Origin of the sequence: Salipiger marinus, from assembly GCF_035481585.1 — a bacterium.
GTDB lineage: Bacteria > Pseudomonadota > Alphaproteobacteria > Rhodobacterales > Rhodobacteraceae > Salipiger > Salipiger marinus.
Genome location: NZ_JAYKSL010000023.1, coordinates 60,027 through 74,254, shown reverse-complemented (window position 1 = coordinate 74,254; position 14,228 = coordinate 60,027). Strand labels below are relative to the sequence as shown.

Sequence of the window (14,228 nt, the reverse complement as noted above, 5' to 3'; positions counted from 1 at the left end):
ATTTCATCCAGCGCTTTTGGGGAGATTACGTCCAGCACTCACAACAGCAGCGGCACATGGGCCAAGAAATCAACGGGCTGCAGCCCGACAGAGGTGGCGAGCCATGCCAGAATGCCATTGACCGGGTTCATGAACATGTTCTTCCAGACCAGCGCGCTGACGGTGGGCATGACGAAGAACGGCGTGATGACAAGGATCCGGATCACGTTGATCCCGTAGATCGGCTGATCCAGCAGCAGCGCCAGAAAGATGCCGCCAAACACCGACAGGACCAGCACCCCGCCGACGAGGATCAGGGTATTGAGCATGGCGGCGGTGAAGGCCGGATCGGTCACGAAGAACTCGTAGTTCATCAGTCCGGCGAATTCCTGCATCCCGGGCATGAGCAGGTTGTATCGCTGAAACGAGAAATAGAGCGTCATTACCAGCGGGACGATCATCCATCCCAGCAGCACAAGGACCGCCGGGGACAGCATGAGCCGCCCGGCAGCGCGCGAAGATTTCGTCGACATGTGGGGCTCCTGATGCAGGGGTCAGGTCGGGCGCTTGGCCCGACCCATGGGCTGCGGGGCCGAGGTCACCAGCAGGTAAAGCCGCCGTCGGCCACGACCGTGGTGCCGGTCATCAGGCTGGACGCGTCAGAGGCGAGGAAATGCACGACGGAGGCGATCTCGTCGGGCCGTCCCATCCGGTGCATCGGCGTGTCGCGCAGCCAGACATCGATCATTCCGGCATTGTCGTGCCGGTAGGAGGTCATCTCGGTCTCGATATAGGTGGGGGCCACCGCATTCACGCGCACCCCGCGATCCGCCCATTCCGCAGCAAGCGAGGAGGTCATCTGATGCACCGCCGCCTTGGCCGCATTGTAATAGGTCTGTTTCTGCGGACGGTTCGAGATGATGCCGGACATCGACCCGATATTGACGATGGCGCCACCGCCACTGGTCAGCATGTGCCGCGCAAAGGCCCGGTTGCACCAGAAGACGCCGTTATAGTTCACGTCATTCACGTTCAGCCAGTGTTCGTCGGTCGTGTCTTCTGCGGCAACGCCAGAGCGCGCGATGCCGGCATTTGCCACCAGCACATGCACCTTGCCAAAGGTCTCGTTCAGCTCGGCGGCAAGGGCTTCGACATCCTGCGGCTTGGTGACGTCAAGCTCGCGGGTCTCGACCTCGAAGCCAAGCGCGGCCATCTTTTTCTGCCCCTCTGCGGCAATCTCGGGCGAGATGTCGGCAATCACCACCTTGGCGCCGAATTCGCAGAGCGCCTGAACGCAGCTCAGGCCAATTCCCTTGCCACCACCGGTCACGACGGCAATCTTGCCATCCAGTCTGAATTTGTCGGCAAACATGGTGTCTCCTCCCATTGCGACAGTTGAGTTTCGGGGTCAGTCGATAAAGGGATGACGGCCCGGCTGATTGAATTTTTCCCGGCGCACGTTCAGGAGCTTTTCCACCTGATCCGCGTTGAATTCATTGGCCCCGCCATAAGCAGCCGCGAGATAGACAACCTTCGCGTAGTAATCGAGGGCCTCCATCTTGAAATAGGCGCTTTGCAGATCGTGCCCGTAGGAGAGGGCGCCGTGGTTCTCCAGCAGGATGGCGTCATGCTTGTCCAGCGCGGGAATGATGGCGTCGCAAAGCTCGGTGGTGGAGGGCAGCCCGTAGGGGGTCAGCGGCACCTCGCCCAGAAACATCGTGGATTCCGGCATGATCTGCTGGGTCAGGGGCTTGCCGCAGATGGCGTGCACGGTGGCGTAAAGCGGGTGGGCATGAACCACGGCTTTTACGTCCTCGCGGCGGTCATAAACACACAGATGCATCTTCATTTCTGTGGAGGGCCGGTAGGCGCCTGCCTCGACCAGCTCGCCGGAGCGGTCGATCCGGCAGATCATGTCCGGGGTCATGAAGCCTTTCGACACGCCGGTCGGGGTGCACAGCAGCGTGTCATCGTCCAGCAGAACCGAGATGTTGCCGTCATTGGCAGCGCCCATGCCGCGGTTATACGCCCTGCGCCCGATTTCGCAGATGAACTCCCGGAGTTCCTTGTTGTCCATCACTGAGTCCTCCCTTTCACGGGAGAGAAAATCAAGTCAGGGCAATCAAGTCAACATAAAACAACAACAACCCACATAAACGCAGGAAATACTATTGTGGGAACAGCAGTTCGACCCCGGCAGCCTCTGCCGCCTCGCGCCACTCCTTCGGAGGGGCGCGGTCGGTGATCAGCGTATCCACCTGCGACAGGTCGCAGACCGCGATCAGCCCGGTCTGGTCAAACTTGGAATGATCCGCGAGCAGGCAGACCCGCCTTGAGGCCATGATGAAGGCGCGCTTCAGCTCGGCATCGGCGAGGCTCGCATCCATGACGCCTTTCTCCAGAGACAGCGCCTTGCAGCTGATGAAGCAGATGTCCGCGGCAAAGCGCTGGATGTTGTCGATGGCGATCTGGCTCGCCAGCGTCAGCGAGCGGTGACGCAGCTCGCCGCCCACCGAAATCACCGTATGCGGCGCGCTTGCGGAGCTGGCCAGAATCCTCACCGAATTGGTGATGATCGTGACGTCGCGCGCCTGCGACATCTGTGGCAGAACCTCGAAACTGGTCGAGGAACTGTCGATCATCACCGCATCCCCCTCGGCTACGAGCGAGGCCGCAACCGCCGCCAAGGTCCGCTTTTCCGCAATATTGGTGATCTGCCGGGTCGGGTAGGGCAGGTCTTCGGGATCGTCCTTTGCGGCAAGGACCGCGCCGCCATAGGTGCGGGAAATCTGCCCGCTTTTTTCAAGCTTCAGCAGATCCCGCCGGATCGTTTCTTCCGAAACCCCGTAGCGCGTGCTCAGATCCGAGACCAGAACGCTCCGGTCACGGCCGATGGACTCCATGATGAGCTTCTGCCGTTCTACCGCGAGCATGGCATCCTCCCCGTTGTATCGGGTCGTGAGTGCTCAGGAAAATAGGTCTGGGTCAAGCCGGACGTGGCGATGAGCCGCCGCGCCGCTGCAAGGTCAGGGATCACGCCGAGGGCAATCAGCTGCAGGGCGCCATTGCCCATGGCGCTGGCCTCGACCGGGCCCGCAGCCACGGGGCGCCCCACACGATCCGCCAGAAGCGTGCAGAAATAGGCATCGCGCGCGCCGCCGCCGCCCACCCTGAGGCAGCTGACGGGGGCGCCGGTCAGCTTTTCGATCACCTCGATCCCCGCACAGATCGCCGTGCACAGGCCGTCATAAACGGCAAAGGCGGCGGCCTGCGGCGTAAAGCCGGACCCCATCTGCGCCCGCAGCGAGTGCAGGAACCCTTCGGCTGAGCCAAGCTCCAGCCGCGCCAGATCGACACGGGCCGCCGCGCCTTGCCTTGCGAGCGCCGCGAGATCCTCGAACCCGTAACCCGTGCCGCTTTCGCGCGACAACCCGTCCCGCAGGAGGCGCAGCAGCAGCGTCCCTTCCAGACTTTTTGTCATCAACTGGCGCCCCTCGACCCCGCCTTCGGCGCCGAACCCGTTCTCCAGCGCGGCAGCCGGGATCGACAGGGTTTCGAACCCGAGCAGGTTCCAGCTTCCGGCGACAAGATAGGCCTCGCCCGGCTGCAGGGGCAGGCCGCAGACGGCGCTGGCCGTGTCATGCCCGGCCACGGCAATCACCGGCAGAGCCTTGGCACCCGTGCGCTGTCTGATCTCGGGGCGCAGGGTGCCCCGCACGGTCGCGGGGGTGAGGAGATCGGCAAACAAGTGTCCGGGAAGCTTGGCATTTTCAAGTATCTCGCGGGACCAGCCCTCATGCACCGAATGAAGCCCCGTTGTCCGCGCCAGAGTCAGGTCGCTGCCGAGGATGCCGGTCAGGTGATGGGCCAGCAGATCGGCCATCATCAGGATCCGGTCGGCCCGCGCGATGATCCGGGGCCGTTCGTTCTGATCCGCGATCAGCTGAAACAGCGTGTTCACGTTCAGAACCTGCGCCAGCGTGGCCTGCGCAAGCGCCGCTGTCGGGATGCGTGAGGCGGCAAAGCCCTTGGCCGAGCGCGGATCGCGGTAATGCCACGGATCTTCCAGCAGCTGCCCCTCGGCGGTCAGATAGCCGAAATCCAGCCCCCATGTGTCAATGCCCACGGAGCACAGGTCGTAACCCTGGTCCAGCGCCGCGCGGATGCCCGTTTCAAGCTGGTCAAACAGCCGCGCCGCGTTCCATCGCAGACCCTCTGGCGATACATACTCGGCGCTTGGAAACCGCATGACCTCTGCCGCCGCAAGGCTGCGGCCATCCGAGGTGACCGCCACCGCGCGTCCACTTCCGGCGCCAAAATCGAAGGCAAGGCAGGTCTTCGGCTTATTGCTCATCTGGGTCATCCTCCTTGCGTCAGGATGAGCATCCCGCACTCACCGTGTAAAGTCCATAGAATCATGTTGTTTTGATTGTGACTGTGTGGAAATGTGTGGAAATCAGATTCTGAAGGAGGAGACAGATGAAGACGTTTTCAAGATTCTGCACCGTATCCCTGCTTGCGCTTGCAGCAGCGGGTCCGGCCTTGGCGCAGACCGAAATCGTTGTCGCGACGGTCAACAATGCGGACATGATCCGTATGCAGGAAGTCACGTCGGTTTTCGAGGAGGCCCATCCCGAGATTTCGGTGAAATGGGTGACGCTTGAAGAAAACATCCTGCGCCAGCGCGTCACCACCGACATCGCCACGGGGAGCGGGCAATATGATGTCATGACCATCGGCAATTACGAGGTGCCGATCTGGGGTAAGCAGGAATGGCTGGTGCCGCTCGACAACCTTGATGCCGAATATGATGTCGATGACCTGCTGCCGAAGGTGAAGGCGAGCCTGTCGTATGAGGGCACGCTTTACGCAGCGCCCTTCTATGCCGAAGCGTCGATGACCTATTACCGGACCGATCTTTTCGAGAAGGCCGGGCTCGAGATGCCCGAACGCCCGGACTGGGAGTTCATCAAGACCGCCGCGGCAAAGGTTCACGACCCGGAGAACGGCGTTTACGGCATCTGCCTGCGCGGCAAGGCCGGCTGGGGCGAGAACATGAATTTCATCACCGCCATGGCCAATTCCTATGGCGCGCGCTGGTTCGATGAAGCGTGGGATCCGCAGTTCGATACGGCGGAATGGAAAGCAACGCTGACCGACTATGTCGACCTGATGCAGAATGCCGGTCCTCCGGGGGCAAGCACCAATGGCGCCACGCAGGCGCTGGCGCAGTTTTCGTCCGGCGGCTGCGGGATCTTCATCGATGCCACCGTCTTTGCCTCGGTGGTGAGCGATCCCGAACAGTCCTCCATCGCGGATAAGGTCGGCTTCGCCTTCTCGCCGGATGCGGGCAAGGGCAAAAGTGCTGTCACGCTGTGGTCCTGGGCGCTGGGGATTCCCGCGGCCTCGCGGAATGTCGATGCCGCCAAAGAGTTCATCATGTGGGCGACGTCCAGGGAATACACGGATCTGATCGCGGAACGCTATGGCATCCTGAATGCGCCGCCCGCCACGCGCCAGAGCCTTTATGACAATGACGCCTATCTGGAGGCCGCGCCCTTTGCGCAGCTGACGCTGGAAGCGGTCGATGCCGCCGATCCCGAAAACCCGACCGTCGATCCGGTGCCCTATGTCGGCGTGCAGTTCGTGGCGATCCCGGAATTTCAGGCCTTTGGCACCAGCGTCGGTCAGTCCTTCTCGGCGGCGGCAGCCGGGACCATGTCCGTGGATCAGGCGCTGGCTTCCGCACAGTCGCTGACGGAACGCGCGATGCGGCAGGGGGGTTATAGCGAGTAACCGGACTGCGCGTGGCGGCAGACGCTCGCCACGCGACCTGCTACGGCTTGGGGGCTTGCAACGGGACTCTCCTGTTCCGGGACCGCCGCACCGGGTCAGGGGCCCGCGCTGAAAGGAAGGCATATGAAAAAGTTCATCAACACGCCAAAACTGGCCGTCCGCGAAGCTCTGGAAGGTCTCGCCGCGTCAAATGATGCGGTCTGCCTTCTGTCTTCCGCGAATGTCCTGCTGCGCTCCGACATTCCGTCCGACCCGAAGGACCGGCCCATCGCCATCCTGTCGGGGGGTGGCGCCGGGCACGAGCCCGCCCATGCGGGCTATGTGGGCAAGGGCATGCTGAGCGCCGCCGTGGCGGGGGATGTCTTCACCTCTCCCAGCGTCGATGCGGTGCTGGCGGGGATCCGGGCCTGTGCAGGCCCTGCGGGGGCGGTTCTTGTCGTCAAGAATTACACCGGCGACCGGCTGAACTTTGGTCTCGCCGCCGAACTGGCCCGCGCCGAGGGCATCCCGACCGAGGTGGTGCTGGTGGCGGATGATGTCGCCCTTCTGGAGATGTCGAAGGACAATGCCCGGGGCATCGCGGGCACGGTGCTGGTCCACAAGATCGCCGGGGCCGCCGTGGAGGAGGGCATGGGCTTTGCCGATGTGGTCGCCACGGCCCGGGCCGCCGCGGCGGATCTGGCAAGCATGGGTGTGGCGCTGGATGGCTGCACCCTTCCGGGGGCGGAGCGGTCCGGTTTTGACCTTGGCGAGGACGAGATCGAATACGGCATGGGCATCCATGGCGAAAAAGGCCAGCGGCGTGGCCCGATGGCCGAGGCCGACGAGATCGTCGATGCGGTGATCGGGACGGTGATCGCCCAGCTTGACGCAGGCTCGAAACGCGTGGGCCTGCTCGTCAATGGTCTTGGCAGCACGACCCCGCTGGAGCTTGCGATCGTCGCGCGGCGCGCGGTGATGGGTCTGAAGGCCGCAGGGTTCGTGCCCGAACTGGTCTGGACCGGAAATTTCATGACCGCGCTCGACATGCCCGGCATGTCCCTGACCGTCCTGCCGCTGGACGACCGGCGCGCGGCGCTGCTTGGCGCGCCGACAGCTGTCCGGGTCTGGCCGGTCGAGGCGTCGGCCCCGAAAGAGCCGATCATCGTGGAAGACGGCGGCGCCGAAGCGGCGGAGGTTCTTGGCGGCACGGCACGCCCCGAGCTGAAACGCGCGGCGCTGGCGGCGGCCACGGCGCTCCGTCAGGCGGAGCCAGATCTGACCCGGCTTGATGCCGAAACCGGCGATGGCGATCTTGGCCAGAGCATGCTGCGCGCCGCCGAGGCGCTGGAAGCGCTGCCGGATGGCGCCTTTGCCGATCCTGCGACCCTGCTGGCACAGGCGGGCATGGCGCTGCGCCGGGTCATCGGCGGCAGCTCCGGTCCCTTTTATGCCGCAGCCCTGCTGCGCGCCTCGCAGAAGCTGCAGGGGGTGTCCTCGCCCGGTCCGGCGGACTGGCTTGGCGCGCTCAGGGCCGCGTGCGAGGCGATCTCGGACATGGGGGGTGCCGCCCCCGGAGACCGCACCATGCTGGACGCGCTGGCCGCTGCCCATGAGGCGGGCAATGCACCGGCGGCGGGCGAAACCGTGGCCGCCGCCGCAGCCCGAGGCGCCAGAGAGGGCGCGGCGCGGACTGCCGAGATGCAGGCGAAGTTCGGACGCGCCAGCTACCTTGGCGACCGCGCGATGGGGCATCAGGATGCCGGGGCGGCGGCCGTGGCCGTGTGGATGCAGGCCCTCGCGTCCTGACCCCGCCCGCCGAGCTTCATTGAAGCCCGCCTGACACGCCGCCCCTCTGCCCGCGTCGCCGACATCGCGACAGGCGGGCAGGGGGCCATGCTCACGGCTGCCGCGTGCTCCAAACCGGGCCCCGTGGAACCAGACGCGCGCGAATGGCTTGCAGCCGCCGCCGATCTCTCCGCGGTCACCCGCGTCCACGCCAAGACCCAGCCTCCAAGGGGTGCACCCCTTCCGAAGCGTGGCCCGGCTGCTGGTCGCCGCCATGGGCCGTGCCGCCTGCCCGGAAGATCGCGCGCAAGGGCCGGATCCCGCGTATCCTGCTGATGGATGAAGAACTGCCGCCGCGCACGGTCTGCCGCGCCGCTGCCGGAGCGGATCACATGCGCCGCTGTCTTGACGCGCGCTCCGGTGCCGCGCCATACGGGCAGGGCAGATTTGCATGACGCGCGGGCAGGGTGGTCCGCCGCGGGCGCAATCACAAGGGAGGCCTGATGCCGCGTGACAGTTTCGACGTGCCGCTGGCCGGACTGGGGCCGGGCATGGGGGGCAGCGTCCGGTTCCTGCGCTACGGATCGGCGGAGGCCGCCCCGAAGGCCTATCTTCACGCGGCGCTGCACGCCGACGAGGCGCCGGGGCTGCTGGTGCTGCATCACCTGCGGGATCTGCTGGATGCGGCGGAAGCCCGGGGCGAGATCCTTGGACAGATCGTCATCGCACCCTATGCCAATCCGCTGGGCCTGTCGCAGGTGATCCATGGCGATCATCTGGGCCGGTTCGATCTGGCCAGCGGGCAGAATTTCAACCGGGGCTGGCCCGATCTGGCGCCAGACCTGATCGCGCGGCTCGGGGCCCGGCTTGGATCCTGCGCCGAGGCCAACCGCGCGCTGATCCGGGCCACGATCCGCGACATCCTTGCCGCGCGCCGGGCCGCGTCGCCGCTCCAGTCGCTGTTCGGCGTGCTTGCCGCCGAGGCGTTTGACGCGGATCTGGTGCTGGACCTGCATTGCGACGACGAAGGGCTCATGCATCTGTTCCTGCATCCCGAGATCTGGCCGCAGATGCAGGATCTGGCCGCAGGGCTGGGCTGCCATGCCGTGTTTGCGCAGCGGGGGGCCGCAGGTGGACCCTTTGCCGCCGCCTGCATGGAGCCGTGGCTGCAGCTTGCGGCAGCCTTCCCCGACCACCCCGTGCCGGTGGGCTGCCAGAGCGCCACGGTCGAACTGCGGGGCTTTGCCGATGTCTCGGACGGGCTGGCGCGGGCTGATGCCTTGGCGCTGATGGACGCGCTGCGGCGGCGCGGCTATCTGGCGGGCCCGGTGCCGCCCGCCCCCGATCCCCTTTGTGCAATGACCGACTTTGCGGCCTGCGACATGCTGCGGGCGCCCGGCTTTGGGGTCATCGTCTATCACGCGGCGCTGGGGGAGCGGGTGAGCAAGGGTCAGATGGTGGCGGAAATCGTCGATCCATCCGGCAGCGGCGCCGCCGCCCGGACGCCGGTACTGGCCTGCACCGACGGGCTCGTGCTGACGCGCAGGCTGAAGAAGCTGGTGGCAGCCGGGCAGGTGATCGCCAAGATCGCGGGGGAGACGCCGCTGCCGCATCGCAGCGGCTATCTGTTGGAGGACTGAGGCGCGCCGTCAGTCCGCCCGGAAGCGGATATGCGGCGCGCCGCCCTGCGGGGCGAGGCTGATCTCTGCCTCCACCCGGAAGACATCACGCAGCAGCGCCCGGGTCAGCACCGTTTCGGGCGTGCCGCTGGCGATGATCCTGCCGCCCTGCAGCACGATGATCCGGTCGCAGAACATCGCCGCAAGGTTGAGGTCGTGCAGGGCGATGATGCTGGTCAGGTCAAGATCGCGCACCATGCGCAGGATTTCGATCTGGTGGTGGATGTCGAGATGGTTGGTCGGCTCGTCAAGAAACATCACCCGGGGCGACTGCGCAAGGGCGCGGGCGATATGGACCCGCTGGCGTTCGCCGCCCGACAGGGTCTGCCACGGCTGCGCGCGCCGGTCGGTCATGTCGACCCGGGCCAGCGCTGCGGCGACGGCGGCCTCGTCCTCCGCCGACCAGCCCGCAAGGGCTGACCGGTGCGGCGTCCGGCCCAGCCGGACCACGTCGCGCACCGACACGTTGGTGTCCGTCGCCGCACTCTGCTGCACGAAGGCCACCTGCCGCGCGAGGAGGCGCCGCGGCACATGGGCGATGTCCTGCCCGTTGATCTCGATCCGGCCGGAGCTGGGCCGTTTCAGCCCCGCCAGCAGCCGCAGCAGCGAAGATTTGCCCGAGCCGTTGGGGCCGATCAGCCCCAGCGTCTCGCCCTGCGCCACGGACAGCGACACATCCGACACGATGGTCCTGCGCCGGACGCCCCAGATCAGATGGGAGGCGGTGACGGTCATGTCTGCGGCCTTGAACGGTAAAGAATGATGGCGAAGAAGGGCACGCCGACCAGCGCCGTGACCACGCCGATGGGCACGATCTGCTGGGGCACGATCACCCGCGACGCGATGTCCGCGAGCACGAGAAACACCGCCCCGATGGCGGCGCAGGCGGGCAGCAGGCGCAGATGCATCGGCCCCACGATGTAGCGCGCGGCATGGGGCACGACGAGGCCGACAAAGCCGATGGCCCCCACCATGCTGACGATGGTCGCGGTCATCATCGCGGTGATCCCGAACAGGATCAGCCGGATCCGCGCCACGGGCACGCCAAGCGCGCTGGCATCCTCGTCCCCGAAGGTGAAGGCGTCGAGCGACCGGGCCATCCACAGGCAGACCGCAAGACCCAGCACGACCACAAGGACCAGCAGCTGGAAATCCGGCCAGCGCACACCGCCGAAGCTGCCAAGCAGCCAGAACATCACGTCGCGCGCCTGCTGGGCATTGCCCGAGGTGGTGACGATGTAAGAGGTGAGCGCGTTGAACAGCTGCGACGCGGCGACCCCGGCAAGGATGGTGTGATTGGGCCCGCTTGTCGCGCCATTGGACAGCAGGGCGACCAGCGCAAAAGCAGCGAAGGCGCCGGCAAAGGCGCCCATGGACAGCGACAGCCCGCCCGCGCCGATGCCCAGCACGATGACGCAGACCGCGCCGGTGGAGGCCCCGGCAGAGACCCCCAGCACGAAAGGCTCCGCCAGCGCATTGCGCAGCAGCGCCTGCAGGATCGCCCCGCACAGCGCCAGCCCCGCCCCGGCCAGCGCCGCCACCAGCGCCCGGCTCAGCCGCAGATCCCAGACCACGCTCTGCTCGATGGGCGGGATCTCGGCGCCGGTCAGGCCAAGCCCGTTGGTGACCGCCAGAAACACGGTGCCAAGCCCGATGGCATAATCCCCGATCGCGGTCGCCACGGCCACGGCAAAGACAAGCACGACAAGGGTAAAGCCCAGAAGCAGGACGAGCCCGGTCGTCCCGCTTCCGGCGTCATCGGCCGTTTTCACGGCAGATCAAGCGTCTTGAGCTGCTCGGCCAGCTCTTCGGCGCCGTAAAGCGTGCGGATGCTCGGGTTCATCGCCGCACCGCTCATCACCACGATGCGGCCCGCCTGGACCGCCTCCATCTGGCTGACCGTCGGATCGCTGGTCAGATAGGCGATCTTGGCCTCGGCATTGTCCAGCTCCCAGCGGTCCCGGTCGACCTGCGTGGCGACAAAGACGGCGGGATTGGCGGCCATGATGCCTTCCCAGCCCAGCGTCGGCCATTCGGCCTCGGTCTGCAGCGCGTTGGTCCCGCCAAGAATGTCCGCGATATAGCCCGAAGGCCCGTTGCCGCCGCCCAGATAGGCGTCATCGGCGGGCGAGGGGCTGGAGAACCAGAACAGGAAGGTCAGATCCTCGTTGCGCGCAAAATCCGCCCGCAGCCGCGCCTCGCGCTCCTTGAACTCCGCGATCAGCGCCTCGCCGCGCTCGGCCACGTCAAAGATGCGCGACAGGTCGTCAATCTCTTGGTAGAGCAGATCCATGGTCCAGAGGTTGTCGCGGCTGCCATAGGCGTCATGGGCATCCAGCGCGGTGGTGCAGGCACTGGGCGACAGATAGGTCGGGATGTCGAGCTTTTCGAAATCCTCGCGCTTGGCGACCTTGCTGTCGGGGCCCATCAGCGTCAGCAGCATCGCGGGCACAAAATCCGGCTGTTTGGACAGCACCGCTTCCAGCGTCGGAAATTCGACGGTCAGCACATCGACCTTGCTGTTCGCCTCCTCAAGCTCGGGCAGCACGCTGTTCGGCCAGAAGGCGGTGGCGGCCATGCGGTCCTCGAGCCCGAGCAGCAGCAGGATCTCGGCGCTGTTCTGCCCAAGAGCCACGGCGCGTTCGGGCGCCTTGTCGAAGGTGACCTGCTGCCCGCAGTTTTCCAGCGTAAGCGGATAGCGGGTCGGCTCGGCCTGCAGCGCGGTGCAGAAGGCGGCTGCGGCAACGCCGCCGACCGCCGCAAGGCATGTGTTGCGCATGATGTGCTCCATATCCGACAAAAATTGTCGGCATGCCGTAGGCCGAGGCCAGACGGAAATCAAGAGCCTTTCCGCCAGAGCCGCGTCATGGCGAAAAGGCCGCTGCCGCGCGCCTCAGGTTGGCGCGCAGTCGGAAAAGCCGCGATAGCCGACGGTCAGCCCCTGGTCGAGCGCAAAGACCAGCTCGGCACTCTGGCGCCAGTCGGCCTGCTCGCCCAGATCCCGCAGCGTGACCGTGATGCCGGGGGCGGAAAAGGCGGTCGGGCCGTCCTGCGGATCGTCCTCCGCCTCCAGCGTCACCAGCACGCCGTTGAGCTTCAGCGCGGCGGTGCCCTCGGTATCCGTCCAGAGAACGGGATCACTGACCGGGCTGCGGTGAAAGCTGCAGCTTGGGGCGGTCCCCAGCAGCGGGGCGGCCTCGTCTTCGGGCAGCGGGGCAAGGTCAAGCTGGCTGACAAGCGTATTGGCCAGCGCATCCTCGACGCTGCCCGGTCGGGCGGGCGGATCGTGATAAACCTCCTCCGCGATGGAGCCGCCGGTGGTTTCCGCGATCAGATAACGCATCTCGGCGATCTCGCGGCGCTGCGCCGCGATGATCTCGTCGGCCAGCTTGCGCACCCGTGCATCGCGGATCTGCGCGCGTTCCGAGGTCATGATGGCAATCGAATGATGCGGGATCATCGCCCGCATGTAGCTGGGGCCCGACACCGTGGCCTGACCGCGCACCAGCCACAGCATTCCGCCAAACACGACCACCGCACCCGCAAGGATCGCAAGGTTCAGGCGCCAGTTGCGATACATGCCAAGCATGTAGCCCAGCATGATGACGGCCATGGTCGCCCCCATCAGCAGCGCCATGTAGGCCCGGGTTTCGGAAAAGAACACATGCTCCATGGCATAGGTGTTCAGATACATCAGGACGAACATCACCACCGTGGACGTGAGGATCATCAGACCGAAGCGGATATAGGACATGTCTCGCCTTCCTGACTGCTGGCGGGTGGGCTGCTGCTCCCGGGGCTGGGCTGTCAACAGGCGCGGGCCGCCAAGGTTCCCGCAGGCAGGGCAGCAGGCCGGGCGCGGGGCGCCCGGCGCTTGGAGATCAGCGGCGGTAAAGCACCATGCCGCCGTGATGCAGCACGTCCGGTTCGACAAACTCGCCATCGGCGGTGAAGCCGGTGTCGTCCCAATACTCGATATGGCTGCCGGTGACCTCGTAACGCCCCTCATAGGCGCGTTCGCGCGGGCCCCGGGCCTCGACATAGCGGCCATTGGGCAGAAGTTCGTGCCGCACGCGGTTGTCGGCGGTGACCCACATCCCGACATAAGGATGGGGCGCCTCGCTGCGGGCGGGATCGGCGCCAAGGGCCAGCAGCGCGGTGGCAAGCAGGGTGGTTCGTGTCATCTTGGACCTCAGTTCGGGGATGCGGTGGGGCGGATGGTGATTTCGCTGGTGTCGACGCTCTGCGGCGCCTCGATCAGCTGGCGCACGGCGCGGGCGATGTCGGCGGGCTGCAGCGCGATGGCGCGGTAGCCGTCCATGGCCGCCTGCGTTTCGGCATGGGTGATGGTGGCGGCAAGCTCGCTTTCCACCACGCCGGGATTGACGCAGGTGACGCGGATGGCACGGCTTTCCTGCCGCAGCCCGTCAGAGATGGCGCGCACCGCAAACTTGGTGCCGCAATAGACCGCCGCCGTCGGCACCGCCTGCAGCGCCCCGATGGAGCCGATATTGATGATCTGGCCCGCGCCCTGCCGGTCCATCACCGGCAGCACCGCGCCGATGCCCCAGAGCACGCCCTTGATGTTGACATCCACCATCCGCTCCCACTCGTCGAGCTTGCCCGCAGACATCGGCGACAGCGGCATGATCCCCGCATTGTTCACCAGCACGTCGATGCGCCCCCAGAGATCAAGCGCGGTCTGCGCAAAGGCCTGCATCGCGGCGCGGTCGGTGACGTCAAGCGCCGCCGTGGCGACGGTGCCGCCCGCGCCGCGCAGCTCGGCGGCGATCTCCTCCAGCCGGTCGGTGCGGCGCGCGCCCATCAGCACCTTCGCGCCCCGTCCCGCGAGATCGCGCGCGATGCCCGCGCCGATCCCGCTTGAGGCGCCGGTGATCAGAATGACCTTGTCCATGGCTTTCTCCTTGTCAGCCTGTTGCCGGCACAAGATGGACAGGCTGCGCTGTCCACGGTATTCCCCCAGTGCTGGACTGGGCGGTTAGCCCT

Annotated in this window: 13 protein-coding genes and 1 pseudogene; 3 read left to right on the top strand and 11 right to left on the bottom strand. The window is 66.1% G+C overall.

The window, feature by feature from the left end:
* Positions 1–47: 47 nt before the first annotated feature.
* The 5 genes and pseudogenes from VK682_RS22610 to VK682_RS22590 all read right to left on the bottom strand — a co-directional run.
* Positions 48–512 (bottom strand): annotated as a pseudogene (locus tag VK682_RS22610) (carbohydrate ABC transporter permease); the annotation flags it as partial.
* Positions 513–577: 65 nt separating this feature from the next.
* Positions 578–1,351, bottom strand: coding sequence for an SDR family NAD(P)-dependent oxidoreductase (locus VK682_RS22605; RefSeq protein ID WP_089845513.1), 774 nt, complete (start codon positions 1,349–1,351; stop codon positions 578–580).
* Positions 1,352–1,387: 36 nt separating this feature from the next.
* The gene (locus tag VK682_RS22600; RefSeq protein ID WP_230795740.1) at positions 1,388–2,056 is read right to left on the bottom strand and encodes a class II aldolase/adducin family protein; all 669 of its coding nucleotides are present in this window, start codon (positions 2,054–2,056) and stop codon (positions 1,388–1,390) included.
* Positions 2,057–2,147: 91 nt separating this feature from the next.
* Positions 2,148–2,912, bottom strand: a complete 765-nt coding sequence (locus tag VK682_RS22595) for a DeoR/GlpR family DNA-binding transcription regulator (protein ID WP_324782585.1) — start codon at positions 2,910–2,912, stop codon at positions 2,148–2,150.
* Complete coding sequence (locus tag VK682_RS22590) at positions 2,900–4,333, bottom strand: rhamnulokinase (protein WP_230795742.1); 1,434 nt, start codon at positions 4,331–4,333, stop codon at positions 2,900–2,902. The genes VK682_RS22595 and VK682_RS22590 overlap by 13 nt, the downstream gene beginning before the upstream one ends.
* A gap of 125 nt (positions 4,334–4,458) precedes the next feature.
* Between VK682_RS22590 and VK682_RS22585 the strand changes: the two genes are divergently transcribed.
* The 3 genes from VK682_RS22585 (at position 4,459) to VK682_RS22575 (ending at position 9,182) form a co-directional block, all read left to right on the top strand.
* Entirely contained in the window at positions 4,459–5,775 is a 1,317-nt protein-coding gene (locus VK682_RS22585; protein WP_324782584.1) for an ABC transporter substrate-binding protein, read from the top strand.
* A 123-nt stretch (positions 5,776–5,898) separates the two neighbouring features.
* A complete protein-coding gene (locus VK682_RS22580; protein WP_230795744.1) occupies positions 5,899–7,563 on the top strand; it encodes a dihydroxyacetone kinase family protein in 1,665 nt (554 codons plus the stop codon).
* 482 nt (positions 7,564–8,045) lie between these two features.
* The gene (locus tag VK682_RS22575; protein WP_230795745.1) at positions 8,046–9,182 is read left to right on the top strand and encodes a succinylglutamate desuccinylase/aspartoacylase family protein; all 1,137 of its coding nucleotides are present in this window, start codon (positions 8,046–8,048) and stop codon (positions 9,180–9,182) included.
* Positions 9,183–9,191: 9 nt separating this feature from the next.
* Here the strand turns inward: VK682_RS22575 and VK682_RS22570 are convergent, their stop codons facing one another.
* The 6 genes from VK682_RS22570 to VK682_RS22545 form a co-directional block, all read right to left on the bottom strand.
* Positions 9,192–9,956: an ABC transporter ATP-binding protein gene (locus VK682_RS22570; RefSeq protein ID WP_089845527.1), complete on the bottom strand. Its 765-nt coding sequence runs from the start codon at positions 9,954–9,956 to the stop codon at positions 9,192–9,194.
* A complete protein-coding gene (locus VK682_RS22565; protein ID WP_230795746.1) occupies positions 9,953–10,993 on the bottom strand; it encodes a FecCD family ABC transporter permease in 1,041 nt (346 codons plus the stop codon). Before VK682_RS22565 ends, VK682_RS22570 begins: the two co-directional genes overlap by 4 nt.
* A complete protein-coding gene (locus VK682_RS22560) occupies positions 10,990–12,000 on the bottom strand; it encodes an ABC transporter substrate-binding protein (protein WP_230795748.1) in 1,011 nt (336 codons plus the stop codon). Before VK682_RS22560 ends, VK682_RS22565 begins: the two co-directional genes overlap by 4 nt.
* A 114-nt stretch (positions 12,001–12,114) precedes the next feature.
* The gene (locus tag VK682_RS22555) at positions 12,115–12,975 is read right to left on the bottom strand and encodes a DUF6692 family protein (RefSeq protein ID WP_230795749.1); all 861 of its coding nucleotides are present in this window, start codon (positions 12,973–12,975) and stop codon (positions 12,115–12,117) included.
* A gap of 127 nt (positions 12,976–13,102) precedes the next feature.
* The gene (locus VK682_RS22550) at positions 13,103–13,405 is read right to left on the bottom strand and encodes an Atu4866 domain-containing protein (RefSeq protein ID WP_230795750.1); all 303 of its coding nucleotides are present in this window, start codon (positions 13,403–13,405) and stop codon (positions 13,103–13,105) included.
* A gap of 8 nt (positions 13,406–13,413) precedes the next feature.
* Positions 13,414–14,136 (bottom strand): SDR family oxidoreductase, encoded by a 723-nt coding sequence (locus VK682_RS22545; protein WP_089845535.1) that lies wholly within the window; start codon positions 14,134–14,136, stop codon positions 13,414–13,416.
* Positions 14,137–14,228: the final 92 nt, after the last annotated feature.